Raw genomic sequence first — 23,840 nt, 5'->3', positions numbered from 1 at the left:
AATTCAATGCGTCGTCCTTCGGCACGCCGGGGGTCGGGGAGAGCCGCAAAGGCTTCATAGAGCGTCATACCAGAGAAAATTTGGCACTAATGTAAAAAAAGCAAAGAACTTAACAGCCCTGCCCTTCAGGGGGTTGGGGGCAAAGTCGCATACACTTTTCATGCTGCACATCACGCTCATTCAGACTGCCTTACACTGGGAAGATCCGACGGCCAACCGGGCGATGCTGGAGGAGAAAATCTTCAGCCTGCCCGAACCGACCGACCTCATCGTGCTGCCGGAAATGTTCACGACCGGTTTTACGATGAACGCCCGGCAGTTGGCCGAGCCGATGAACCTGACGACCTTCCGCTGGCTCAAACAGATGGCGGCCCAGAGCCAGGCCGTCGTGACGGGCAGTTACATCGTGCAGGAACAGGGGCGGTTTTACAACCGGCTGATCTGGATGGAACCCGATGGCTCGTTTGAGGTCTACGACAAACGGCATTTGTTCCGGATGGCGGAGGAAGACCGCACCTATACCGCCGGAACAAAGCGGCTCGTCAAGGCCTGGCGCGGCTGGAACATCTGTCCGCTGATTTGTTACGACCTGCGGTTTCCGGTCTGGAGCCGCAACGTACCTACGGGCCGGGCGTCGTCACGCTTTAGCCCGTATGCCTACGACTTGTTATTGTACGTCGCCAACTGGCCCGCGCCCCGCAGCACGGCCTGGAACGCCTTGTTGCAGGCCCGCGCCATCGAAAACCTGGCCTATGTCGTGGGTGTCAACCGGGTGGGTGAGGACGGCAACGGGCATCGGTATGCGGGCGACTCCTCGATAATTGACCCCAAAGGTGAGATTCTTTTCCGGCAAAACCAGACCGAAGCGGTTTTCCAGACGACGCTGTCGCTGGACGAGTTACGCGCTTACCGGGAGCGGTTTCCGGCCGACCGCGATGCCGATGAATTCCAAATCCTTACCTGATCGATGGGCGTCTGACTGCCACAATTTCCCAAGCGTTCCGTATAAATATTTAAATCATACACACTTATCGTGAGATAGTTAGTAATTTTGTGGTCGGACCACGAGGTTCGGTAATCGAATTAATCACCATAGATCCCATGTCTGCATCGGTAGAAACTGCCAGTTTATTGGCAGACCGCATCATCGCGCTGGAGGAATCGTCGACCCTGGCGATGACCAAAAAAGCCCGCGAATTGGCCGCTCAGGGCCACAAAGTGATCAGCCTCAGCGTTGGCGAGCCTGATTTTAAAACGCCGAAACACATTTGCGAAGCCGCCAAGCAAGCCATCGACGAAGGCTACCACGGCTATTCGCCCGTAGCGGGGTACCCCGATCTGCGGAAAGCCATTGCAGATAAGTTTAAACGGGAGAATAATATCGACTGGAAACCGGAAAACATCGTCGTTTCAACGGGAGCCAAACACTCGCTGGCGAACGTGATTCAGGTGCTGGTCAATCCGGGCGACGAAGTGATTATCCTGGCGCCTTATTGGGTCAGCTATTCCGAAATGGTGAAGCTGGCCGAAGGCAAGTCCGTGATTCTCAACGGCGCTTTCGAAAACGACTTTAAAGTAACGGCCGAGCAACTGGAAGAAGCCATTACCGACCGCACGAAGATCGTGATGTACGCATCGCCCAACAACCCGACCGGTTCTGTCTACAGTGAGGAAGAACTGCGGGCGATTGGTGAGGTCGTGGCGCGGCACGAAAACGTGTTTGTGCTGGCCGACGAAATCTACGAACACATCAATTTTACGCCGAAAGGCCACTTCAGCATCGGCTCCATTCCGGCGATCAAAGACCGGGTCATTACCGTCAACGGCGTTGCGAAAGGATTTGCGATGACCGGCTGGCGGATCGGTTACATCGGAGCCGCCAAATGGATTGCCGACGGGGTTGAAAAATTGCAGGGCCAGGTGACGTCGGGGACCAACTCGATTGCCCAGCGCGCCACCATCGCGGCCCTGAACGGCCCGACCGAACCGACGCAGGAAATGGCAAAAGCCTACGAACGGCGCCGGGATCTGGTCGTGAAACTGCTCAAAGAAATTCCCGGTTTCAAGGTGAACGTGCCGGAAGGCGCTTTCTATGCCTTCCCGGATATTAGCTACTACTACGGAAAGTCGGACGGTGAAACGACGATCAATGACTCGGACGATTTTGCGCTTTGGTTGCTGAACAAAGCCTACGTCGCCACCGTAGCCGGTTCCGGTTTCGGTGCGCCCTACGGCCTGCGCATCTCAACGGCGGCTTCCGACGAGGCCCTGACCGAAGCCGTCCAAAGGATCAAAGACGCCGTGGCGACGTTAAAGTAAATGGTTTATGGTATTCGGTTTACAGTTTACGGTTTTCAGTATAAGTTTACAGTTTTCGGTATACAGTCAGTTTGCATTCGTTGGTGTTTACCGAAAACCGGATACTGAAAACTGTAAACCGAATACCGTAAACTGAAAACCTCTCTAGTTTCAAGCATTAACTTACACTTCTTATGTCTACAGAAACATCCACCTACGTTCCCTACAAGGTTAAGGACATCGCACTGGCCGAGTGGGGCCGCAAAGAAATCCGGCTGGCCGAAGCCGAAATGCCGGGTTTGATGGCGCTTCGCAAAGAATACGGGCCGTCGAAACCGCTGGCCGGTTCCCGGATTGCCGGTTGCCTGCACATGACGATTCAAACCGCCGTGCTGATCGAAACCCTGGTGGAACTGGGTGCGGAAGTAACCTGGTCGTCGTGCAACATCTTCTCGACGCAGGATCATGCCGCTGCCGCCATTGCCGCAGCCGGTATTTCGGTGTATGCCTGGAAAGGTATGAACGAGGAAGAATTCAACTGGTGCATCGAGCAAACGCTGTTTTTTGGCGAAGATCGTCAACCCTTGAACATGATTCTGGACGACGGTGGTGACCTGACCAACATGGTGTTCGATCTGTATCCGGAACTGATTTCGGGCATCAAAGGCTTGTCGGAAGAAACCACGACGGGCGTTCACCGGCTGTACGAGCGGATGAAAAACGGCACGCTTCACCTGCCCGCCATCAACGTCAACGACTCGGTGACGAAATCGAAATTCGATAACAAATACGGTTGCCGCGAGTCGCTGGTGGATGCCATCCGGCGCGGAACCGACCTGATGCTGGCCGGTAAAGTGGCCGTTGTCGCCGGGTATGGCGACGTGGGCAAAGGCTCGGCCGAATCGCTGCGGGGCGCCGGTTGCCGCGTGCTGGTGACCGAAATTGACCCAATTTGTGCGTTGCAGGCCGCCATGGACGGCTACGAAGTGGTCACGATGGATGAGGCCGCCACCCGCGCCAACATCTTCGTAACGGCGACCGGGAACATCAATATTGTGAAAGACCGTCACTTCAAGGCCATGAAAGACAAAGCCGTCGTGTGTAACATCGGTCACTTCGACAACGAAATCGACATGGCCTGGCTGAACAAAAACTATGGTTCGACCAAAAGCCAAATCAAACCACAAGTCGACCTGTACGAAATCGACGGAAAGGAAATCATCGTCCTGGCCGAAGGTCGTCTGGTGAACCTGGGCGTGGCGATGGGCCACCCGTCGTTCGTCATGTCGTGTTCGTTCTCCAACCAGACGCTGGCGCAGATCGAGTTGTGGAACAACGCCGACAAATACGAAAACAAGGTGTACATTTTGCCGAAGCACCTCGACGAGAAAGTGGCGGCCCTGCACCTGGCGCACGTCGGTGCCAAACTCGAAAAACTGGAGCAGGAGCAGGCCGAGTACATCGGCGTGACCACCGAAGGGCCGTTCAAATCCGAGCTGTACCGGTATTAATTTCAGTGATGAGTTAAGAGTTGGCTACCGCAGCGCAACTCTTAACTCATCACTCTTAACTCTTAATTCTACTAAAGCGTGGTTCCGGAAACGGGGCCGCGCTTTTTGGTGTTTTATCGTTACTTTTAAGAGTATTGAGCGTCTATCTGAAAAACGACTTATGTATTTCCCGTTAAACATTCCTCCTTTCACTGCCGGAGATGGCCGTTTCACCGAAGACGAGTTCTACGCATTCTGCAAGGCAAATCCGGAGTTACGCATCGAACGGGCTGAAGACGGTCAAATCTATTTTCAGATGCCTACCGGAACCAATACCAGCATAAAAAATGCTGATCTTGTCATTGAAATTGGAATTTGGAATCGCGCTACAAAGCTGGGCAAGGTGACCGATTCGAACGGCGGTTTTACGTTGCCGGATTCGTCGGTTCGGGCACCGGATGTAGCCTGGATTAGCAACGAACGCTGGCAGGCCGTACCGGAAGAAGACCGGGATAAGTTCGCCCGCATTTGTCCGGATTTTGTGATTGAGTTAATGTCGGACCGGGATGAACGGTATTCACTGCCCGACAAAATGGAAAAATACCTCAAAAACGGCGTCCGGCTGGCCTGGCTGATTGACCCGTTTCAGCAACAGACCACTGTTTACCGACCCGCTGCCGACCCGGAAACAAAAGCCTTCACCGAACCTTTGACCGGCGAAGCGGTTTTGCCGGGCCTGGAACTCAACCTCTCGAAGTTGCTGTAACGAACGTACCCAAGGACTTTAGTCCGTGTGATCTTTGCAATTCCAGAAGTTGATATTTACTCACACGGACTAAAGTCCGTGGGTACTTAGGTACGTTCGTAGAAGTATGACATGCGCTCGGTCAGGTCATCGTAGGTGAAAACCGCCCGGTGCCGGTTTTTGTAGGCATAACGCACCAGCACGTAATCGCCCACGCAGGCCAGGGTGTGAAAGACCAGGGTTGAGCCCCACAGCAAACCCAGCGACGGCCAGACGACCCAGGCGATGACCAGCGCCGTCGTAATCACCAGAAACGGCATGGCTGCTACCAGTGCAACTTCCTTCATACTCAGGACAAAGCGTTGCGCGTAGGCGTAGACAATCAGGCTTTTCAGCGAGTAGCCAAAGCCGACATTCGGCGCGCCGAAGGCTTTGAAGACCAGGGCGTGGATCGCTTCGTGAATCGGTAACAGCAGAATCAAACCCACCAAACCACCGGCGAGTTGCCAGAAGGGCATCGTGATGGCACTTTTCGCCAGCAAAAAACCGGTGGCGGCTCCCAAACCGCCCATCAGCAGCGTGAAGGGGAGGGTTTTAAGGGTAAGCCGGGCGGGTTTCGGGGAAGAATTTATGCCCAGTTCGCGCAGCAAAAAATCTTTCATGTCGTCGATGGAAAAGGACTCAATGAGTTGATACCGACCGGAGTCCTGCAAGTCGGAAATGGTTGGTTTGTTCATACGAGTATATCCTTTATTGTCAACCTGAAAGATACGCAGAAGGATCGATTTGTTGGGCAAGAGCGAGCTGACTTGTAAGGCAGACAGGTGATAATTTCGTAGTATTGTGAAGAATTTGCAGCTTTCTTCATGAAACGATGGTTAGTGGTCCTGGCGGCCTTTTGGTATGTGTGTCCGATCTTTGCGCAGCAACCGCAGCAATCTCCTGAACCCGAACGGTATACCCGGCAGGACTCCCTCCGGGGAACATTGACTCCCGAACGAACGTGTTACAATGTGGTCTTTTACGATCTGGATCTGACGGTGGACCCAAAGACGAAATCCATCGCGGGTAGCAACACGATCCGCTACCGGGTTCGGAATTCGTTCAAACGGATGCAGGTCGATTTGTTTGAAAACCTGGCAATTAAGTCCATTACGCAGGAAGGGCAGGCACTCAAGTTCACCCGCGAGGGCAATGCGGTTTTCGTCACGATGAATGAAACGCAGGCCGAGGGCGAGGTTAAATCGATCAAAGTAACGTACCACGGCAAACCCCGCGAAGCGGTCAACGCACCCTGGGACGGCGGGTTTGTCTGGAGCAAAGACAGCACCGGCACGGATTGGGTGGGCGTGGCCTGCGAGGGACTGGGCGCCAGCTCGTGGTGGCCCTGCAAAGACCACCTGTCCGACGAACCTGAGTCGATGCGCATGACGTTCCGGGTGCCACGCGGCCTGAAGGCGGTTTCGAACGGGCGGTTGCAGGAAGAGCGCGAGGTGGGCAACAACCAGACCGAGTATGTCTGGGCGGTTTCGTACCCGATCAATACTTACAACGTGACCTTTAATTTGGGCGATTACGTCTTTATTCAGGAGCAATACCGGAGCCGCGATTACCAGTATCTGGACTTGAACTACCACGTTCTGCGTTACAACGAGGAAAAGGCCAAGGCGCATTTCGAGCAGGTGATCGGGATGCTGGATTGTTATGAGTGGTATTTCGGGCATTATCCGTTCTGGCGCGACGGTTTTGCGCTGGTCGAAACGCCGTACTGGGGCATGGAACACCAGAGTGCCATTGCGTACGGCAACAAGTACCAGAACAATACCTTTGGCTTCGATTTTATCATCATCCACGAAGCTGCCCACGAGTATTTCGGCAACAGCCTGAGTGTGTCTGATCCCGCCGAAATGTGGATTCATGAAGCCTTTGCGACTTACATGGAGTCAATTTACGTCGAAAACACGCACGGCCCCCCGCAGGCCATTAAGTACCTGATGAGCCAAAAACCGCTCATCAAAAACAAGTACCCGATGATGGGCCCCAAGGGCGTTAATTACCAGCACAAAGACACCGACATCTACTACAAAGGGGCCTGGCTGCTGCATTCGTTGCGCTGCGTGGTCGACGACGACAACATCTGGTTCATGGCGCTGCGGAAAGTGGCGCAGGAACGGAAACACTCCATCGTGACGACTAAGCAGATCATCGACATTCTGTGCCGGGAAACCGACAAGGATCTGCGCCCGATTTTCAACCAGTTTCTAAACCATGCGGCCCCGCCTGTAGTGGAATACCGGGTGACCGAAAAAGGCGATTTCATCGAGGTCCAGCACCGCTGGATTGCCGATGCCTACGGGTTTAACATGCCGCTGAAATACCGGTTTGCGTACGGCCCCTGGCACACGCTGTACACCACCCGCGAGTGGCAGACCACGCTGATCCGGCGATCGAACGGCTGGCTGAATTTTGGATATGAATTGCAATACTTCGGAGCCAAACACCTCGACCCAAACAACTTAAAGGCTCAGGAGTGAGAAGTTAATTGAATCGTTTAAGGTTTGACGTTTAACGTTTAAGGTCTTTCTGGAATGAGTTGACAGTGCAGTAGTTAGGAGAGATCCTGAACCCTAAGCGTTAAACTTTAAACGTTAAACCTCAAACGTTAAACGCCACAAACCCCCGCATGCGCTTCATCAAAACACTTTTCATCCCGGTTCTGACGCTGCTGATCGCAGCCTGTCAAAAACCGGGTTACCACCTGACTAACCAGACGTATAGCCGCATCCAGGTCGATTCGCTGGCGGCTCCGGCCGATAGCGACATGACCCGGTTTCTGCAACCCTACCGACAGCGGCTCGACCAGACCATGAACGAAGTGCTGGCGGTCTCGACCGTGCGACTGGACAAGGCAAAACCGGAATGTGCCCTGAACAACCTGTTGACCGACGCCATGTTGCAATACGGCAATCAGAAGCTGGGCCAGACCGTCGATTGCGCACACCTAAACTACGGTGGCATCCGGACCGGTTTACCCCAGGGGCCGATCCGAATCGGCAACATTTACGAAGTCATGCCCTTCGATAATCAGTTGACATTGCTGACGCTGAAAGGGTCGATGCTGCGGCAGTTTCTGGAGTATTTTATTGGCAGTCAGGCCGATGAGAACGCGCTGGTCGTGAGCGGAGTGCGCGTGGTGATCAAAGACAATGTCCTTAGTTCAATCACGTTTACGAACGGAAAAACCTTCGATCCGAACCAAAATTACACGGTTTTGGTCAGCGACTACATTGCCAACCGGGGCGGAGGCACGGCTTTTCTGAAAGACGCCGTGGCCCGAAAAGACTATGCCGTCACGATCCGGGATGTGTTTATTGACTACTTCCGCCAACTCGGCAAAGCCGGCCAACCCATAACCCCTACGACCGATGGACGCATTGCAATCCAATAGACGCCAGTTTTTGAAATTTTTCGGAACAGCCGCCGTCGTGGGCAGTCTCACGCCGGATGTCTGGGCCAAACCGAAAGCCATCAGCCTGACCATTCTGCACACCAACGATGTGCACAGTCGGCTGGACCCGTTCCCGATGGACGGTAGCCGGAACGCCGGTCGGGGTGGGATTGTTCGCCGGGCCGCGCTGATCGAGCAAATCCGGAAAGAGCAGCCAAATGTGCTGCTGTTCGACGCGGGCGATCTGTTTCAGGGAACGCCGTATTTCAATCTGTACAAAGGCGAGCCTGAAATTCTGGCCATGAACCGGATGCGCTACGACGCCAGCACCATCGGTAACCACGATTTCGACGGCGGGATGGACAACATGGTGACGCAGTTTGGCAAAGCCGGTTTCCCGTTTCTGATTGCCAATTACGATTTCAAAAATACCGCCATGAACGGCCGGACCGAACCGTATCGGATTTTTAAAAAAGACGGTTTGCGGATTGGTGTTTTTGGCCTTGGCATTCAGCCAGAAGGGTTGATTCCGAAGGAGTTGTATCGGGAAACCGTGTATCGGGAACCGGTAGAAATCGCCAATGCCGTGGCGGCAACCCTGCGAAAGGAGAAAAAATGCGATTATGTCATCTGTCTGTCGCACCTGGGCTATCAGTACAACGACACGACGGTTTCGGACCGCGTGCTGGCGGCCAAAAGTAAAAACATTGACCTGATTATCGGAGGCCATACGCACACGTTTCTGGAAGCGCCCGTCAACGTAATCAACCAGGACGGCTTGCCGGTTTTGATCAACCAGGTCGGTTTTGCCGGGATTTACCTGGGTCGTATTGATCTGTTATTCGAGCCGGGGAAAGCGCCTGTTCTCGCCGAAGGCCGGGCTGTGGAAGTCAAGTCGTAGCGAGACCTTCGGGCGGTTTAGCCCCCGGTTTTTCCGGTTGTTGGATAAAAAAGGGAGGGTCGGGCCAAAATCAGCCGTTTTCGGGAACACGTGTGAAACCTTACGGAATCGAATCGAGTTATGCTGACAGAGGACATAACTCGATAGAATATGAACCCAAATATTCCACGTACGGACCGAAAGCGCGTAGTGATTGTGGGGGCAGGGTTCGGCGGGTTGAAACTGGCCCGCAAACTCGCGAGCCGGAAGGAGTTTCAAGTCGTTCTGATCAATAAAAATAACTTCCACGAGTTTCAGCCGCTCTACTATCAGGTGGCGACTTCCGGGCTGGAAGCCAGTTCCATTCTATTTCCGCTGCGGGCGGTTTTCCAGAACTGCAAAAACATTCACATCCGCGTGACAACCGTTACGGCGGTTCATACCGATACCAAAACGGTCGATACCGATCTCGGACCGATCGAATACGATTACCTGGTGGTAGCCACCGGAGCCGATACTAATTTTTTCGGCATGAAGAACATCATCGAGCGGGCTTTGCCGATGAAGTCTGTTTCCGAGGCCATTACGCTCCGAAACCGGGTGCTTCAGAACTTTGAAGATGCGCTCTCGGTCGATAGTGTGGACGAAAAAGAGGGTTTTTTGAATGTGGTCGTAGTGGGCGGAGGGCCAACGGGTGTCGAGTTATGCGGAACGTTTGCCGAAATGCGGAAAACCGTACTGCCAAGCGACTATCCCGAGCTGGATTTCCGGATGATGAAAATTTACCTGATCGAATCCGGCGCGGAGCTGCTGGGACCGATGTCACAGGAATCGCAGGTTAAATCCCAGGAATACCTTGAAAAGCTCGGGGTTATTGTCCGGTTGAACACCCGGGTTCAGGACTTCGACGGCCGGACGGTTTACATGGCCGATGGCTCCACGATCCGGACGAATAATCTGGTGTGGGCCGCCGGTGTTCGGGCCAATCCGCTCAATGGCTTGCCAGCCGAAGCGGTTGGGCGAGGCAATCGGTTGCTGGTCAACCGGTTTAGCCAGGTGCAGGGCTTTACGGATGTTTTTGCCATTGGCGATATCGCCCTGATGACCGAGGAAAAGTACCCGAACGGTCACCCGCAGATTGCGCAACCGGCCATTCAGCAGGGTAAACATTTGGCTGGCAATCTCATCCGGCTGGTAAAAGGGCTGGCGTTGCAGGCGTTTACGTATAAGGATCTGGGAACGATGGCGACCATCGGACGTGGCAAGGCCGTGGTCGATCTGCCGTTCTGGAGTTTTCAGGGGGCTTTTGCCTGGCTGGTCTGGCTGTTTGTTCACCTGATGGCGATCGTCGGCGTCAAAAACCGACTCCTGATTCTGGTCAACTGGGCCTGGAACTACCTGAGTGACGATCAGTCGCTGCGGCTGATTATCAAGCCCAAACTGCCAAAAGGAAATCTGGAAGCGATTAAACAGAAAGTTGAGGATCAGTTGGTCACGAAATAGATTCAGTCAAACAGGTTGACTAGTTCTGAAAATGAAGTATACCTTTGCATACTATAATCACACCCCCGTCGGAGCGTCCTCCAGCGTTTCGGCGGTTTTTAATCACATATCCCTATGGAAGAGACGATAACCAAAACCAAAATCAGACCCAAAAATAGTGGCACCAAACCGTTGTTCGAGAACCCGATTCTGGAGCGATTGTCACGTACCCACATTTCCGTACCCATCACGATTTATCTGGTAACTTCTACATTCTTCGGCTGGTACGCGTTTGCCTACACCGACATGTCGGCAGCCTGGATTGCCTTCCTGTTTTTTGCCGGAATTACCGTATTTACCCTGGTCGAGTACGCCGTTCACCGGGGTGTTTTCCACATGGAGACCGATACGCCGACGAAAGCGAAGATTCAGTATACGTTTCATGGCATTCATCATGAATACCCGAAAGACAAAACCCGGCTAGCGATGCCTCCGGCTGCGGCTATCTTTGTCGGGGCGGCTTTGTTTGGCGTTATTTTCCTGTTGTTGGGTGAAGCCTCGTACGCCTTTTTTCCCGGTTTTTTAGTGGGTTATTCGGGCTATCTGTTCGTGCACTTCATTGTACATGCGTATTCGCCCCCGAAAAACTTTTTTAAATGGCTCTGGATCAATCACTCGGTTCACCACTATAAAAGCCACGACAAGAATTATGGCGTCTCCTCCCCGGTTTGGGATTATGTGTTTGGGACGTATATGAAATAAAAACCGTCTTGAACCTGGATTACACGGATTCATGGATTAACTAAGATCAAAAAGAAAGATTGCGGTAGCCATCCCAGCCGCGTCGGCGGTCCGATAATCTTTTAATCCGTGTAATCCCAGTTCAAGACAATCAAGTTCAGAAATGCTATCCGACTTCGGCATCATCTTATTGTTCATCATCACCGGCCTGGCGTTCGTTGGGCTGGTTTTGTTTGTGGGAGGATTGCTCCGGCCCAACCGCCCAAATCTTGAAAAGCTGACGACGTACGAGTCGGGCGAAGAACCGGTCGGGAATGCCAACGTGCAGTTCAATGTGCGGTTTTACGTTGTGGCCATCATCTTCGTGTTGTTCGAGGTCGAACTGGTCTTTTTGTTTCCGTGGGCAACGGTTTTCGGGCAAAAACTGTTGATTGAAGAGACGTACGGCCTGTGGGGCTGGCTATCGCTGACGGAGATGCTCATTTTTGTGGCGCTCCTGGCGCTGGGTCTGGCCTACGCCTGGGCCAAAGGCTATCTCGACTGGGTGAAACCGGAACCGAAACTCCCGGAAGTTAAAACCGCCGTACCAGCCTCACTGTACGAAAAAGTTAATCAGAAATATAAAAAAATACCCCCAACCCCCTGAAGGCCGGGCGGCCGGTGCCGGGCTTCTACAATTAGTTTGCTAAAGCCCGGCACCGGCCGCCCGGCCTTCAGGGGGTTGGGGGCGAAATCAATAATGAGTGGATTACTCGATCAACGATTTAAATCCGGCGAGGGGGGTGTGTTGCTGACCACCGCCGAAGACCTGCTGAACTGGGCGCGGCTGTCGTCGCTGTGGCCGATGGGCTTCGGGCTGGCCTGCTGCGCCATCGAGATGATGCAGACCTTTGCGTCAGGCTACGATCTGGAGCGGTTCGGAATTTTTCCGCGCCCCTCGCCCCGGCAGTCCGATGTGATGATTGTTTCCGGAACGGTTACCTTCAAAATGGCCGACCGCATCCGGCGGCTCTACGAGCAGATGCCCGAACCACGGTACGTGATTTCGATGGGCTCCTGCTCCAATTGCGGAGGGCCGTACTGGCAGCATGGCTACCACGTGGTCAAAGGCGTCGATCGGATCATTCCCGTCGATGTGTACGTGCCGGGTTGTCCCCCGCGCCCGGAAGCGCTCATCGGCGGTTTTCTGAAGCTCCAGGAAAAAATCCGGAATGCCCGGCTGACGGAAGAACCCGCGCCAACGGCTCTGCTGGCGCTGGAAGCCGCCGAAGAGACGAAGCCGGTTGAAGCTGAGACGACTGAAACGCTTTAAATTTGGGGCCTGTTCCAACCGCTGCATGGCCCAACGGGTCTGGTGGGTAGTGTGGAAAAAGCAAAATATATGAAAACGACCCTGATATTCCTGATGACCGTCCTTGGTCTGGCAATGTGCCGGGAAAGCGACGATCCGAAGGGGCCTGAGCTCCGCGATGATGTGATGCTATACGCCAACGGCCTGGCCTATGACGGTTGCGAACAGCACGTTGTCTTGAACTGGAACGATCCGAACAAGGTCGTTCGCTACGCGCCCGATGCCGAATCGGTCAGTCTGATCGATAGCTTTCTGGGAAAAGAGACCCAGAAACAGGGGGACATCATTTATAAATTTACGGGCCTGAAAAAGACCGTTCAGTGCGGCTGGGGTTCTAAATTTGAAGCAGACGAGATTACGATTGTCTCGATTCGCTAACTTGCGGACATGACGTTTTCCGAAATCACCGAGCTGCTGGTTGCCCAATTTGGCGCTGACGCTGTTCAGCAATCTAACTCGGGCAATCCGCAGCCTTCTTTTGTCGTTCCGACGGCGCTTTTACCGAATGTTTGCCAGTTTTTGCGCGACGACGACCGGCTTTTCTTCGATTTTCTGGCTTGCATGACCGGCATCGACAACGGTCCGCAGGCTGGCACGATGGAGGTCGTGTACAACCTCACCTCCATTCCGTACGAACACGATCTAATGCTAAAGGTGGTGGTGCCGCGCAATGCCGATAGCGAGCCGCTGCCGATGGTGCCGACCGTAAATCACGTCTGGCGAACCGCCGACTGGCATGAGCGCGAGATCTATGATCTGGTCGGTATCCGGTTTGAAGGTCATCCGGATTTGCGCCGGATTTTGTTACCAACCGACTGGCAGGGACACCCGTTGCGGAAAGATTACCAGGATCTGGAAACCTACCACGGGATTCAGGTGAAATGAGCAGGAAGTAAAAACCGTTTGGTAGAATGAATCGGGCCGTTTAACTTGTATTCTTTTCGGATTGAACGAGCCCTTGCTTTCATGTCAACCCTTCGCCATACACTAGTTCCTGTTTTTACGCTTCTCCTGACGGTTTTTTTCGGACAAGTTCCGGAAGCTTTCAGCCAGTTGAAAACCGACTCGGTGACGGTTCGCGGACGGATCAAAAACCTGACCCTCCAACTCTACCGCCAGAGCCCGAATGTAACCATTTCCCGCAACAACATTTTGCAGGCCAGCCGCGAAATGGCCCGCCCGGCTCCGCTCGAACCCGACGGTTCGTTTCGGGTAACGGTGCCATTGGTGTATCCCTACGAAGAACTCTATTTCAATTTCGGGCAGGTTTCGACGGCTTTTCTGGCTTCGGCCGGCACGATTGAGATTGCGCTCGACGCCGATTCGCTGTTCCTGTCGGAAGCCCCGTTTCGGTTCAGTGGCACCAACGCGCAGGTGAACAATCAACTGACTCGTTATAAGGCTTTTGAGTTTAAAAACCGCCCTAAAATCGACAACCGGCAGCTTTCCCGGCGGCTCATCGGTCGGTCGGCGGAAGATAACCGGAAGATTCTGACAAACGAGTTTATTTCGACTTACGAGAAATACCGCGAAACCAACGAGGTGTTGCCGCTGCTCGATCAATACATCAACTCCGTGATCCGTTACGAAGTATCGGCGTTTCTGTACGACAAGGCGTTGGCGGAAGAGGATACGCGGCTCGAATCGAGCCTGCCGCGCGGGATTTTGCGACCGGCCGACGATCTATTTCTGACCATTCAGCGAACGACGGCGATGGCGCGGTTTGCGGAATATGCCGGGTCCCGGGTGATCCAGCAGACCCCGCCGGGTTCCAGTCGTGGCGTTCCGATCGGGACGTTTGCGACCCTGGTGGACCGGTACGTTACCGATCTGTCGGCCACGGAACGGAGTCGGATTCAGGAACTGAAAACGGCCAGGAGCGGCCAGAGTCGTGATTTGTCGATGCTCCAGCGGATTCTGGAACGGCATGAGGATACGCTGTCGCGGCTGCTGACGTACGAGACGACGATGGCACAATACCGGAAGAGTGTTGACAGCACGGGGATGGACTACCTGAAAGCCCATTTTCTGGCCGTCAACCTTCCGAATATTGAACTAAACAACCAGAAGCTGCTGTATCAGCACATCAGTCCGCAGGTGGGCGACCGGCGCTACCAGCTTTCGCTTGAAGAGCTGTATCGGCTGGAAGTGAAAGACAGCGCAACAGTGCGGGAGGTGGCCCAAAAATTCAGCGACAAACGGGTCAATGAGGTGGTGGAAGTGTTGCCGGATGTGCGCCTGCTTCGCTACGACGGGGATGGTCGGGAGCTCTTTCAGCAGCTTCGGGATCAGGCACAGGGGCGGTTGATCTATCTGCTGGCCTGGTCAACCGACGTGGAACCCTCGCGGCAGGAAGTGCTGGCCGCCCGGGCTTTGCAGGAGCGGCTGGGGAGCCGAGACGTGTTGTTTGCGTATGTGTGCAGCAACGAAACATCAGTAACACATTGGCGGGAATGGGTGGCCAAAAATAAACCCAAAGGCCTGCATGTCTATGTCGATGGCGATCAGTTGGGCAGCCTAATCGGTTCGCTGCGGGCCGAGGGCATCCCGGCGGCCGGTTTGCTCGGGCGCGACGGTAAATTTATCAAACGGAATGCCGCTTTGCCTTCAAACCCGGATGAGGTGTTGAAACTCATTCGCGAGCGACTCTAGTACCGATTACCCACTACCATCTCTATACCGTACACTTGTGTTTGTTTCCCTGATCATTCCGACCTATAACCGGGAAGCGTTATTGGTCCGTTGTCTGCAATGCGCCTTGCAGCAGCAGTATTCCGACTATGAAATCATTGTGGTCGATCAGACCCGCCAGCACGAACCGGCTACCGAACAGTTCCTGACCGCCAATCAGGACCGGTTGCGGTGGATACGAAGCGAAAAACCGTCGCTGACGGCCGCTCGAAATCTGGGGCTTCGGCACGCCCGGGGCGAGGTAGTCATTTTTATCGATGATGATACCGAATTCGATCCCGATTTTATCCTGAACCACGTTCTGGCCCATCAGGGCGGACTGGATGTGGTGCAGGGCCGCATCGTGGAGCAGGGTATCCCGCCCCAATCAAAACCGTTGTGGCTGACCTGGTATCTGAAGTTTACGGGGGGCGACGACTGTGCCATCGACGGGCCGGTCAACGTGGTGACGGGAGCTAATTTCTCGGTATCTCGTGCGGTATTTACCAAAATCGGTACGTTTGACGAACGGTTTTCGGGCGTGGCCGTTCACGAAGATGCTGATTTTGGCATTCGAGCCCACCGGGCCGGTTTTCGGATGGGCTACGTGGCCAAAGCCGCCCTGATTCACCACGCCAGTAGTCAGGGTGGAGTGGATTCGGGGGTGGAGGACAAGTTCTTTAATCTCAGCTATCACCAAAGCAGCTTGCTGTTTGCCCACAAGCATTTCCCGGTTTACATCGTGGCGTATTTTCGCATTCGTCTCACCCTGCGCGGATTACGAAGCGTCAAGGCACTGATCCGGCAGGCCGACCAGCGCGTTCGAGCGCAGCTTGATCCCAGCGAAATTACCGCGCAATCCGCAGTTTCGTCAGCTTCACAGGCACACCAGCCAGCCGGACGTTCGGCGGGGGCGCAAACTCATCGGCATTGAAGACCACCCTCGTCCCGGTTTTCTGCGCCTGGTCGGGCAGGTTGCAGGCAAAATACCGGGTGCTGTCGCTGGTCAGGATGTAAACCCAGGTGCTGGTTTGGGAGGTTTCGGCTTCGTTGATTACGGTGCCGGGCACTTCGCGCAATTCGGCGGCTTTCTTCCATTCGGCATACGACGAACAGTCGTTGCCGACGGCTATTTCATTTTCCCAGGGTGCGGTTTGGCAGGCGACAATTCCCAGCGCCAGGCCAAAAACCAAGATTAACGTCTTCATCCTTGTGCTCGTTTTTTTTAATAAGACGCCGGGGAAGGGGAAAAGGTTGGAGGGGAAGCGCATTTAATGGAGCTTACTCAATAAAAAAGGCCCGGTTTAAAAAACCGGGCCAAAATTATATCAAAGTACTTAGCTCAGGATCAACCCAGCTTCACTTTCAGATTCTGATCCAGCGCTTCCAGGAAGTCCTGGGTGTTGAGGTAGTGCTCACCGGCGACCAGTTTCGTGCCGGCCGGGAACGCCGACAACGCCAGGTCCTTCGTCATTTTCCCGCTTTCGACGGTTTCGATACAAACCGCTTCCAGCGCGTTGCAGAAGTCGATCAGCGGCTGGTTGCCGTCGAGTTTGCCCCGGAATGCCAGACCGCGCGTCCAGGCAAAAATCGATGCAATCGGGTTGGTCGAGGTCGGGTTGCCTTTCTGGTGTTCGCGGTAGTGGCGCGTAACGGTCCCGTGGGCGGCTTCGGCTTCCATCGTTTTGCCATCGGGCGTAACGAGTACGGACGTCATCAAACCGAGTGAACCGAAGCCCTGTGCTACCGTATCCGACTGAACGTCACCGTCGTAATTTTTACACGCCCAGACAAAGTTCCCTTCCCATTTCAGGGCGGAGGCCACCATGTCGTCGATCAGGCGGTGTTCGTAGTGAACGCCCTTCGCCTTGAACTCGTTTTCGTAGATTTCCTGGAAAATATCCTTGAAACGACCGTCGTATTTCTTCAGAATCGTGTTTTTGGTCGACAGGTACAGCGGCCAGCCTTTTTGCAGGGCCATGTTGAAACAAGCCTGCGCAAAACCGCGAATCGACTCGTCCACGTTGTACATGCCCATCGCCACGCCCGGGCCTTTGAACTGGTACACTTCGTATTCCTGCACGGTGCCGTCTTCGCCTTCGAACTTCATCGTCAGCTTGCCTTTGCCCGGCACGACGAAATCCGTCGCGCGGTACTGGTCACCGAACGCGTGCCGACCCACGATGATCGGGGCCGACCAGTTGGTCACCAGGCGCGGTACGTTTTTAATGACGATCGGCTCGCGGAAAACCGTACCGTCCAGAATGTTCCGGATCGTGCCGTTCGGCGATTTCCACATTTGTTTCAGATTGAACTCTTTGACGCGGTCTTCGTCCGGGGTGATGGTGGCGCATTTAATCCCGACGCCGTATTCTTTAATGGCGTTGGCGGCATCGATGGTCACCTGATCGTTGGTTTCGTCGCGGTATTCGACGCCCAGATCGTAATATTTAATGTCAACGTCGATGTAAGGGAGGATCAGCTTGTCTTTAATAAACTTCCAGATAATGCGGGTCATTTCGTCGCCATCCAATTCGACAACCGGATTAGCTACTTTAATTTTCTCCATTTGTTAGCTATCAATCAGTGAAACGATACAGGAAATCAGCCGCAAAGGTAACAATTCTGGGCGTAACGGGAAATGAAAGCGAATGAATCAGAGGGAAGGAATGCGATTAGCCGAATAAACCGAAAGTCACCATATCCAGCGAATCGGATAGTTAGGGAAGTTACTGTCTTTAGAAACCAGAGTCATATTTTCGACCAGGCATTGGGCGATCAGTAAGCGGTCAAAAGGATCGCGGTGGTGCATATCGAGATCCAGCAATTGCTTTGTATGCCGGAACGTGATTGGCAATAGTTCAAAACCGTTTTGATCGAGCAGAACAAGCAGGTTTTCGTAACCGGGCTTAAAGGTCAGGGTCCCGAGTCGAATTTTAATGGCCATTTCCCACAAGCTGACGACACTGACAAAGGAAGTATTCTGACTACTCTCGATGGCAGCACGCGCACGGAGCGATAGCTCCCTTTGATCGCCGTTGAGGAACCAGATGAGCGTGTGTGTATCCAGCAGTAAATCCATTACATGTAATCAGCAAAGTCATCCAGCGGTTTGTCGAAATCCGAAGAGATGTCAAATTGTCCCTTTGCACTTCCGAAAACCGGTCGCTTTTTAGGCTGTACGTTTTTTTGCTGCTTTGCTTTCAGAAAGTCGATAAAGTCTTCGACCTCAGTCTGGTAGCTGGGAGGCAACATTTCTATTTTTTTATAAAGCTCCAGGTACGTCATAAAATTTACCTCACATTAAACTAGCCTAATGATAGTCTAAAGGTAACAATTCTGGGCGTAACGGGAAACGAAAGTTCGCGAAGGCTCCTCACCATCAACGCGCTTCTTGCCTGGAGGACGCAGGCCCACCGGGCCGACCGTGGATAACCCCGGGTGCAACCCGGGGCTGTGGGGGCAGAGGATGCAGAGACACCGGAGAGGCTAGGCCGGGCCTGAGTGGCTGCCCGACCGGACACCCAGTCAGCCACCGACGACTCCGACCGTGTAGCCCCGACAGCTCCGGTAGCTCCGGCGTTCTCGGTAGCCCCGGGTTGCACCCGGGGTTATCCATAGGAAGCCCTGGCGGGCTTTTAGGAGGAAGGGTAGTGCTATATTTATTCGTTAGCCGTATATTTAGGCTGTCTTATTGCTTCTTCATCAAATAAAATTTGGCTATTCCATGAAAAACTTTACAAAAATCATTTTTGTGCTATGGTTGGCACCGGCCTTGCTCTGGGCACAATCGAAAAAAGCGAAGGCCCCCGACAAACTGGAAAAACTGAAGCAGGAAGCCATCGCCGAAATCGACAAACGGAAAGACCAGGCGCAGCAAATCAACGACATGTTGTTCAGCTTTTCGGAACTCGGTTTTCAGGAAGAAGAAACGTTCAAGTACCTGACGACCTTGCTCGAAAAAGAAGGCTTCAAAGTCCAGAAAGGCATTGCCAACATGCCCACTGCCTGGATTGCGACCTGGGGCAGCGGCAAGCCCGTCATCGCCATCGGCTCCGATGTGGACTGCATTCCGAAAGCCAGCCAGAAACCGGGGGTGGCCTACCACGATCCGCTGGTCGAAGGCGCACCGGGACACGGTGAGGGTCACAATTCCGGCCAGGCACTGAACATCGTCGCGGCTTTAACGGTGAAACAAATCATGGAGCGCGAAAAACTGTCGGGTACGCTGATGCTCTGGCCGGGCGTGGCCGAGGAACTGGTGGGTGCGAAGGCATTCTACGTCCGCGACGGGTATTTCAAGGACGTGGATGCCTGCATTTTTACGCACGTCGGCAACAACCTGGGTGTGTCGCACGGCGACGCGGGCAACAATGGAGTGGTGTCGGTCAAATTTATGTTTGAAGGGCAGGCAGCTCACGCAGCCGGAGCGCCCTGGCGCGGCAAAAGTGCGCTGGATGCCGTTGAGTTGATGAACATCGGCTGGAACTTCCGGCGCGAACACCTCGAACTGACCCAACGCTCCCACTACGTGATTTCCGACGGAGGAGATCAGCCGAACGTGGTGCCGTCGAAAGCGGCCGTCTGGTATTATTTCCGCGAACGGACCTATCCCAAAATCAAGAAACTGTATGAAACCGGGATCAAAATAGCCGAAGGGGCGGCCTTGATGACCGACACCAAGTTTAGCTACGAAATCCTGGGTTCGGCCTGGCCGGGGCACTTTAACAAACCGATTGCCGAAGCGATGGACGCCAACATCCGGAAAGTGGGCCTGCCGGTTTGGTCGGAAGAAGACCAGATGCTGGCGAAGGCGTCGCAGAAGGAATTGCAGGCCCCGAAGGTGGAAGGGTTGGCGATGAAACTGGACAGTATGAAAGCACCCTCCGCACCGACGGCCATGATGGGCGGTCAGATGATGACCTCGATGGGGGGCGGTTCGGACGATATCGCCGACATTTCATGGTCGCTGCCGACGGTGGTGCTGCGGTATCCGTCCAACATTCCCGGCCTGCCGGGTCACCACTGGTCGAATGCTATTTCGATGGCGACGCCGATTGCGCACAAGGGCGTGGTGGCCGGAGCCAAAGCCGAAGCCATGACAATTCTGGACATGCTGATGAAGCCCGAAATCATCAAAAACGCCTGGGAGTATTACACCAAAGAGCAGACGAAAGAGATCAAGTACACGCCCTTGATTTCGCCCAAAGAATATCCGGCGGTTTATCTGAACAAGGAAATTATGGCTAAATTCAAGCCGGAACTCAAGAAATACTACTACGATCCGACGAAATACAAAACCTATCTGGAGCAACTGGGCATCAAATACCCGACCCTGCGCGAAGACCAGAAGGCGGAGCTGATGAAGGACAAGGAACCGAAAGGGAAATAACGGTTTTATGACGGAAATCGATTTACTGGGGTACGCCCTGAACCAGTTTGCGGGAATGGACGAGGACGCGTTTGCCTTGTCCGTTCCCTACTGGGAAAAAAAGCAGTACGGAAAAGGCGAGTTTTACAACGAATACAAAAACGTCTGCAAACACCTCGGTTTTATTCTGGACGGTATTTTCCGGACGTATTACATTCACGCCGAAACCGCCGAAGAAAAAAACGTTTTCTTCTTCTCCAAGAACCAGATTGTCGTTTCCTACAAGAGTTTTGTCAACCAGACGCCCTGCAATTATTACACGGAGTCGATGGTCGATTCCACCATTCTCTACATTCACGTCAACCACATCAACCGGCTGTACCAGGAGTCCAAACCGTGGGAGCATTTTGGCCGGCTGGTGGCCGAACGGGCGTTTAATTTGGCGATGGACCGGGCGGAGGATTTTTTGTTCAAAACCCCGGAACAACGGTACGCCGAACTGATGCAACAGCACCCGGATTTACACAACGCCATTCCGCTCTACCACATTTCGTCGTACCTTGGCATCCAGGGCCCGTCGCTGAGCCGGATTCGGAAACGGATGGCGGGGCATTGAGCGGAGTGAGGAGATCCACTTCGCAACCGGTTTTTCCGGAAAACTATACCTGTTGACCAACTAAACAATGGAGATTGCTCTGTGTCTTGGCTTGAGTTTTGTACTGCTTTGGCTGTTTAAACAACGGCGTGAAGCCACCCAGAAGCAATATCTTTTTGTGGGTATCGGTTTGCTTATGGTCTATCTGGTAGCTCGTTTGATAGGGTTTTAGAAGACCGTGGCCGAAAGTTGGGGTAGCTCTCACGAATATTCTCCGAAACCGGATACCCGTTTTCATCTACCGAAACCGCCGACTGGACAATCCAGGTTGTCAGACAAAGCCCAGCGGTGATCAGACAGAAAAGGAAGCCTGAAAGCCCGTAAAGGTGGTTGGAAATCAGGGCGATACATAGACTCAGGACAAGTAGTGCGGTGGTTGGCTTTCTCACGTTTTTGGTATTCGGTTTTGTTGTATTTGACGGAGGAGGCAACAACAAGTCACACGTTAAGCAGAGGGTGTGACAAAAAAATCAGGCGCTCATACGATCTTAACCTCGGTTAAAATTATTGATCGTCGTCGTGCGGACCTTTGTCTCGTTCAAATCGCTGAACGACAGACAAAAACACAACACGAAAACGATACGATCATGAAAGCCAGTACCACCAAAACCGTCCTGTTTATCACCGGAGCCTTTGTTGTCAACACCAGTTGGAAAGAATGGCAGGAATATTTTGAAAGCAAAGGGTACAAAACGTACGCACCAGCCTGGCCGTACAAAAACGGCACCGCGGCCGAACTCCGCAACCGCCAGCCGAACGACACCGATTTAGCCGCACTAACCTTAACGGAACTCGTTGATCACTACGCGAATTTTGCTAAAAATTTACCCGAAAAACCGATCATCATCGGCCACTCGCTGGGCGGTTTGGTCACGCAAATTCTGATCAACCGGGGCCTGGGCGTGGCCGGGGTGGCCATTCACCCGGTTCCTCCGTTGGGCGTATTTCCCTACGAATTTTCGTTCCTGAAAGCGGGGTGGAAAGCACTCGGATTGTTTACATCCCTGAAGAAGACGTATTTGATGTCGTTCAAAGACTGGCAGTACGCGTTTGTGAACGGCATGCCGCTGGACGAACAAAAAAAGGCGTACGAAGAAAATACCATTCCGGAATCCAAAACCGTCGCCCGGGGCGGATTGACCAGCGCGGCCAAAGTCGATTTTGCCAAGCCACACGCGCCGTTGCTGATTACATCCGGCGAGATCGATACTATCATCCCCGCTCACTTGAACTACCGGAACTACAAAGCGTATAAACCCAGTGGTTCGGTGCTCGATTACAAGGAATTTCCCGGCCGAAACCACTTTGTCCTGGGCCAGCCCACCTGGAAAGAAGACGCCGATTACATTTTCGACTGGCTCACCAGGCATTGACTGACCCACAAACCCGCAGGGTTTGACCGTAGATAACCCCGGGGTAACCCGGGGTTATCTACGGTCAAACCTGTCAGGCTCGGGGAGAGGAAGCTACGGGGATGGTGGTGGACTGCTCCGCCGGAATCACGCCCAACTCGCGGCCAATTTTGGTAAACGCGGCTACGGCTTTCCGGATGTGCTCCGGTTCGTGGCCGGCCGAAATCTGCACTCGAATCCGGGCTTTGCCTTTCGGCACCACCGGGTAGAAGAAGCCGATGACGTAAATACCTTCTGCGAGCAGCCGGGCCGCAAATTCCTGCGCGAGGGGCGCGTCGTACAGCATGATCGGCACAATCGGGTGTTCGCCCGGCAGAATATCGAAACCGGCGGTCGTCATGGCTTCCCGGAACTGCCGGGTGTTGGCTTCGAGCTTGTCGCGCAGGGTCGTCGACGATGCCAGAATCTCCAGCACTTTCAGCGATGCACCGACAATGGCCGGAGCCAGCGTATTCGAAAACAGGTAGGGCCGCGACCGTTGCCGCAGCAGGTCTACAATCTCTTTCCGGGCCGCCGTAAAACCGCCTGATGCGCCCCCGAGGGCTTTGCCGTAGGTGCCCGTAATGATGTCGATGCGCCCGAACACGTTGCGGTATTCCGGCGTTCCGCGACCGGTTTTGCCCAGAAAACCGCTGGCGTGGCATTCATCGACCATTACCATCGCGCCGTACTGGTCGGCGAGATCACAGATTTTATCGAGTTGGGCAATCGTGCCGTCCATCGAGAACGCGCCGTCGGTTACGATCAGCTTCCGCCGACTGCTCGCAGCCGCCTGCAACTGCGCTTCCAGATCGGCCATGTCGTTGTGTTTGTAGCGAAACCGTTTGGCTTTGCACAACCGAATGCCGTCGATGATCGACGCGTGGTTCAGTTCATCGGAAATGATGGCGTCTTCTTCGTTCAGCAGCGGCTCGAACACCCCGCCGTTGGCGTCGAACGCAGCCGCGTACAGAATGCAGTCTTCGGCCCCGACAAACTCGGCGGTTTTTCGTTCCAGTTCCTTGTGAATGTCTTGCGTACCGCAGATAAACCGCACCGACGACAGGCCAAAACCGTGGCTATCGAGCGTTTTGTGGGCGGCTTTGATCACTTCCGGGTGCGACGACAGGCCGAGGTAGTTGTTGGCACAGAAATTTAGCACCTCGCGGCCACCGTGGATGGCGATAACCGACGATTGGGGCGAGATAATAATCCGTTCGGATTTGTATAAACCGGCTTCCCGAATCGAATCGAGTTCCTGCTGGAGTTCTTCTTTGATCGTATACATACCGTTATTGGTTTGCCCCTAAATCCCCTG

At 53.9% G+C, this 23,840-nt stretch carries 25 protein-coding genes; 19 read left to right on the top strand and 6 right to left on the bottom strand.

The features are described from left to right. The first annotated feature begins 163 nt into the window (after positions 1-163). From ACO2Q8_RS05080 to ACO2Q8_RS05065, 4 genes are all read left to right on the top strand, one after another. A complete protein-coding gene (locus ACO2Q8_RS05080) occupies positions 164-964 on the top strand; it encodes an amidohydrolase (protein WP_423343708.1) in 801 nt (266 codons plus the stop codon). A gap of 137 nt (positions 965-1,101) precedes the next feature. Next, positions 1,102-2,319 carry a pyridoxal phosphate-dependent aminotransferase gene (locus ACO2Q8_RS05075; protein ID WP_423343697.1) on the top strand — a complete coding sequence of 406 codons (1,218 nt, stop codon included), beginning with the start codon at positions 1,102-1,104 and terminating at the stop codon, positions 2,317-2,319. 173 nt (positions 2,320-2,492) lie between these two features. After that, positions 2,493-3,809, top strand: a complete 1,317-nt coding sequence (gene ahcY / locus ACO2Q8_RS05070; protein WP_423343696.1) for an adenosylhomocysteinase — start codon at positions 2,493-2,495, stop codon at positions 3,807-3,809. A gap of 160 nt (positions 3,810-3,969) precedes the next feature. Next, positions 3,970-4,554, top strand: a complete 585-nt coding sequence (locus ACO2Q8_RS05065) for a Uma2 family endonuclease (RefSeq protein WP_423343695.1) — start codon at positions 3,970-3,972, stop codon at positions 4,552-4,554. 86 nt (positions 4,555-4,640) lie between these two features. Here the strand turns inward: ACO2Q8_RS05065 and ACO2Q8_RS05060 are convergent, their stop codons facing one another. Beyond that, positions 4,641-5,270, bottom strand: a complete 630-nt coding sequence (locus ACO2Q8_RS05060; RefSeq protein WP_423343694.1) for a DUF3267 domain-containing protein — start codon at positions 5,268-5,270, stop codon at positions 4,641-4,643. A gap of 129 nt (positions 5,271-5,399) precedes the next feature. On the opposite strand from ACO2Q8_RS05060, the gene ACO2Q8_RS05055 reads away from it, so the two are divergent. The 11 genes from ACO2Q8_RS05055 (at position 5,400) to ACO2Q8_RS05005 (ending at position 16,039) form a co-directional block, all read left to right on the top strand. Next, positions 5,400-7,067, top strand: a complete 1,668-nt coding sequence (locus ACO2Q8_RS05055; protein ID WP_423343693.1) for a M1 family metallopeptidase — start codon at positions 5,400-5,402, stop codon at positions 7,065-7,067. 149 nt (positions 7,068-7,216) lie between these two features. Continuing rightward, positions 7,217-7,981, top strand: coding sequence for a 5'-nucleotidase C-terminal domain-containing protein (locus ACO2Q8_RS05050; RefSeq protein ID WP_423343692.1), 765 nt, complete (start codon positions 7,217-7,219; stop codon positions 7,979-7,981). After that, complete coding sequence (locus ACO2Q8_RS05045) at positions 7,959-8,882, top strand: bifunctional metallophosphatase/5'-nucleotidase (RefSeq protein WP_423343691.1); 924 nt, start codon at positions 7,959-7,961, stop codon at positions 8,880-8,882. Before ACO2Q8_RS05050 ends, ACO2Q8_RS05045 begins: the two co-directional genes overlap by 23 nt. Positions 8,883-9,032: 150 nt before the next feature. After that, positions 9,033-10,364 carry an NAD(P)/FAD-dependent oxidoreductase gene (locus ACO2Q8_RS05040; protein WP_423343690.1) on the top strand — a complete coding sequence of 444 codons (1,332 nt, stop codon included), beginning with the start codon at positions 9,033-9,035 and terminating at the stop codon, positions 10,362-10,364. A gap of 114 nt (positions 10,365-10,478) precedes the next feature. Continuing rightward, the gene (locus ACO2Q8_RS05035; protein ID WP_423343689.1) at positions 10,479-11,105 is read left to right on the top strand and encodes a sterol desaturase family protein; all 627 of its coding nucleotides are present in this window, start codon (positions 10,479-10,481) and stop codon (positions 11,103-11,105) included. Positions 11,106-11,247: 142 nt separating this feature from the next. Then, positions 11,248-11,730, top strand: coding sequence for an NADH-quinone oxidoreductase subunit A (locus ACO2Q8_RS05030; protein ID WP_423343688.1), 483 nt, complete (start codon positions 11,248-11,250; stop codon positions 11,728-11,730). Between the two features lie 93 nt (positions 11,731-11,823). Beyond that, on the top strand, positions 11,824-12,396 hold the full coding sequence (gene nuoB, locus ACO2Q8_RS05025) for an NADH-quinone oxidoreductase subunit NuoB (RefSeq protein ID WP_423343687.1): 573 nt from the start codon (positions 11,824-11,826) through the stop codon (positions 12,394-12,396). A gap of 69 nt (positions 12,397-12,465) precedes the next feature. Continuing rightward, positions 12,466-12,813 carry a hypothetical protein gene (locus ACO2Q8_RS05020; RefSeq protein WP_423343686.1) on the top strand — a complete coding sequence of 116 codons (348 nt, stop codon included), beginning with the start codon at positions 12,466-12,468 and terminating at the stop codon, positions 12,811-12,813. A 9-nt stretch (positions 12,814-12,822) separates the two neighbouring features. Then, on the top strand, positions 12,823-13,320 hold the full coding sequence (locus ACO2Q8_RS05015) for an NADH-quinone oxidoreductase subunit C (RefSeq protein WP_423343685.1): 498 nt from the start codon (positions 12,823-12,825) through the stop codon (positions 13,318-13,320). Between the two features lie 81 nt (positions 13,321-13,401). Beyond that, positions 13,402-15,087, top strand: coding sequence for a TlpA family protein disulfide reductase (locus ACO2Q8_RS05010; RefSeq protein ID WP_423343684.1), 1,686 nt, complete (start codon positions 13,402-13,404; stop codon positions 15,085-15,087). A 37-nt stretch (positions 15,088-15,124) separates the two neighbouring features. After that, positions 15,125-16,039: a glycosyltransferase family 2 protein gene (locus ACO2Q8_RS05005; RefSeq protein WP_423343683.1), complete on the top strand. Its 915-nt coding sequence runs from the start codon at positions 15,125-15,127 to the stop codon at positions 16,037-16,039. Here the strand turns inward: ACO2Q8_RS05005 and ACO2Q8_RS05000 are convergent. The 4 genes from ACO2Q8_RS05000 to ACO2Q8_RS04985 form a co-directional block, all read right to left on the bottom strand. Further along, the gene (locus ACO2Q8_RS05000) at positions 15,954-16,313 is read right to left on the bottom strand and encodes a hypothetical protein (RefSeq protein WP_423343682.1); all 360 of its coding nucleotides are present in this window, start codon (positions 16,311-16,313) and stop codon (positions 15,954-15,956) included. The two genes, ACO2Q8_RS05005 and ACO2Q8_RS05000, sit on opposite strands and share 86 nt — an antisense overlap. A gap of 140 nt (positions 16,314-16,453) precedes the next feature. Then, a complete protein-coding gene (locus ACO2Q8_RS04995; protein ID WP_423343681.1) occupies positions 16,454-17,674 on the bottom strand; it encodes an NADP-dependent isocitrate dehydrogenase in 1,221 nt (406 codons plus the stop codon). Positions 17,675-17,800: 126 nt separating this feature from the next. Further along, a complete protein-coding gene (locus ACO2Q8_RS04990) occupies positions 17,801-18,187 on the bottom strand; it encodes a type II toxin-antitoxin system VapC family toxin (RefSeq protein ID WP_423343680.1) in 387 nt (128 codons plus the stop codon). Next, a complete protein-coding gene (locus ACO2Q8_RS04985; protein ID WP_423343679.1) occupies positions 18,187-18,393 on the bottom strand; it encodes a DUF2281 domain-containing protein in 207 nt (68 codons plus the stop codon). Before ACO2Q8_RS04985 ends, ACO2Q8_RS04990 begins: the two co-directional genes overlap by 1 nt. A 439-nt stretch (positions 18,394-18,832) precedes the next feature. Here ACO2Q8_RS04985 and ACO2Q8_RS04980 point away from each other — a divergent pair, with 439 nt between their 5' ends. The 4 genes from ACO2Q8_RS04980 (at position 18,833) to ACO2Q8_RS04965 (ending at position 22,504) form a co-directional block, all read left to right on the top strand. Continuing rightward, a complete protein-coding gene (locus ACO2Q8_RS04980; RefSeq protein WP_423343678.1) occupies positions 18,833-20,497 on the top strand; it encodes an amidohydrolase in 1,665 nt (554 codons plus the stop codon). 7 nt (positions 20,498-20,504) lie between these two features. Then, complete coding sequence (locus tag ACO2Q8_RS04975) at positions 20,505-21,092, top strand: Crp/Fnr family transcriptional regulator (protein ID WP_423343677.1); 588 nt, start codon at positions 20,505-20,507, stop codon at positions 21,090-21,092. 67 nt (positions 21,093-21,159) lie between these two features. Next, positions 21,160-21,303, top strand: coding sequence for a hypothetical protein (locus ACO2Q8_RS04970; protein ID WP_423343676.1), 144 nt, complete (start codon positions 21,160-21,162; stop codon positions 21,301-21,303). 415 nt (positions 21,304-21,718) lie between these two features. Continuing rightward, positions 21,719-22,504, top strand: coding sequence for an alpha/beta hydrolase (locus ACO2Q8_RS04965; RefSeq protein WP_423343675.1), 786 nt, complete (start codon positions 21,719-21,721; stop codon positions 22,502-22,504). A gap of 73 nt (positions 22,505-22,577) precedes the next feature. Here ACO2Q8_RS04965 and kbl read toward each other — a convergent pair whose 3' ends face one another. Then, entirely contained in the window at positions 22,578-23,810 is a 1,233-nt protein-coding gene (gene kbl / locus ACO2Q8_RS04960; RefSeq protein WP_423343674.1) for a glycine C-acetyltransferase, read from the bottom strand. Between the last annotated feature and the right edge of the window lie 30 nt (positions 23,811-23,840).

Source organism: Larkinella sp. VNQ87, from assembly GCF_049445795.1.
GTDB lineage: Bacteria > Bacteroidota > Bacteroidia > Cytophagales > Spirosomataceae > Larkinella.
Note: the sequence above shows the minus strand (reverse complement) of the source record. Positions and strands in the feature narration are given on the sequence as shown.

Bases quoted from the DNA above. Each gene is read 5' to 3' on its own strand.
- ACO2Q8_RS04990 (WP_423343680.1), bottom strand. From the start codon at position 18,187: ATGGATTTACTGCTGGATACACACACGCTCATCTGGTTCCTCAACGGC.
- ACO2Q8_RS05060 (WP_423343694.1), bottom strand. From the start codon at position 5,270: ATGAACAAACCAACCATTTCCGACTTGCAGGACTCCGGTCGGTATCAA.
- ACO2Q8_RS05030 (WP_423343688.1), top strand. From the start codon at position 11,248: ATGCTATCCGACTTCGGCATCATCTTATTGTTCATCATCACCGGCCTG.
- ACO2Q8_RS05040 (WP_423343690.1), top strand. From the start codon at position 9,033: ATGAACCCAAATATTCCACGTACGGACCGAAAGCGCGTAGTGATTGTG.
- kbl (WP_423343674.1), bottom strand. From the start codon at position 23,810: ATGTATACGATCAAAGAAGAACTCCAGCAGGAACTCGATTCGATTCGG.
- ACO2Q8_RS05035 (WP_423343689.1), top strand. From the start codon at position 10,479: ATGGAAGAGACGATAACCAAAACCAAAATCAGACCCAAAAATAGTGGC.
- ACO2Q8_RS04965 (WP_423343675.1), top strand. From the start codon at position 21,719: ATGAAAGCCAGTACCACCAAAACCGTCCTGTTTATCACCGGAGCCTTT.
- ACO2Q8_RS04980 (WP_423343678.1), top strand. From the start codon at position 18,833: ATGAAAAACTTTACAAAAATCATTTTTGTGCTATGGTTGGCACCGGCC.
- ACO2Q8_RS05065 (WP_423343695.1), top strand. From the start codon at position 3,970: ATGTATTTCCCGTTAAACATTCCTCCTTTCACTGCCGGAGATGGCCGT.
- ACO2Q8_RS04985 (WP_423343679.1), bottom strand. From the start codon at position 18,393: ATGACGTACCTGGAGCTTTATAAAAAAATAGAAATGTTGCCTCCCAGC.
- ACO2Q8_RS04995 (WP_423343681.1), bottom strand. From the start codon at position 17,674: ATGGAGAAAATTAAAGTAGCTAATCCGGTTGTCGAATTGGATGGCGAC.
- ACO2Q8_RS04975 (WP_423343677.1), top strand. From the start codon at position 20,505: ATGACGGAAATCGATTTACTGGGGTACGCCCTGAACCAGTTTGCGGGA.
- ACO2Q8_RS05050 (WP_423343692.1), top strand. From the start codon at position 7,217: ATGCGCTTCATCAAAACACTTTTCATCCCGGTTCTGACGCTGCTGATC.
- ACO2Q8_RS05055 (WP_423343693.1), top strand. From the start codon at position 5,400: ATGAAACGATGGTTAGTGGTCCTGGCGGCCTTTTGGTATGTGTGTCCG.
- ACO2Q8_RS05075 (WP_423343697.1), top strand. From the start codon at position 1,102: ATGTCTGCATCGGTAGAAACTGCCAGTTTATTGGCAGACCGCATCATC.
- ACO2Q8_RS05045 (WP_423343691.1), top strand. From the start codon at position 7,959: ATGGACGCATTGCAATCCAATAGACGCCAGTTTTTGAAATTTTTCGGA.
- ahcY (WP_423343696.1), top strand. From the start codon at position 2,493: ATGTCTACAGAAACATCCACCTACGTTCCCTACAAGGTTAAGGACATC.
- ACO2Q8_RS04970 (WP_423343676.1), top strand. From the start codon at position 21,160: ATGGAGATTGCTCTGTGTCTTGGCTTGAGTTTTGTACTGCTTTGGCTG.
- ACO2Q8_RS05020 (WP_423343686.1), top strand. From the start codon at position 12,466: ATGAAAACGACCCTGATATTCCTGATGACCGTCCTTGGTCTGGCAATG.
- ACO2Q8_RS05000 (WP_423343682.1), bottom strand. From the start codon at position 16,313: ATGAAGACGTTAATCTTGGTTTTTGGCCTGGCGCTGGGAATTGTCGCC.
- ACO2Q8_RS05015 (WP_423343685.1), top strand. From the start codon at position 12,823: ATGACGTTTTCCGAAATCACCGAGCTGCTGGTTGCCCAATTTGGCGCT.
- nuoB (WP_423343687.1), top strand. From the start codon at position 11,824: ATGAGTGGATTACTCGATCAACGATTTAAATCCGGCGAGGGGGGTGTG.
- ACO2Q8_RS05010 (WP_423343684.1), top strand. From the start codon at position 13,402: ATGTCAACCCTTCGCCATACACTAGTTCCTGTTTTTACGCTTCTCCTG.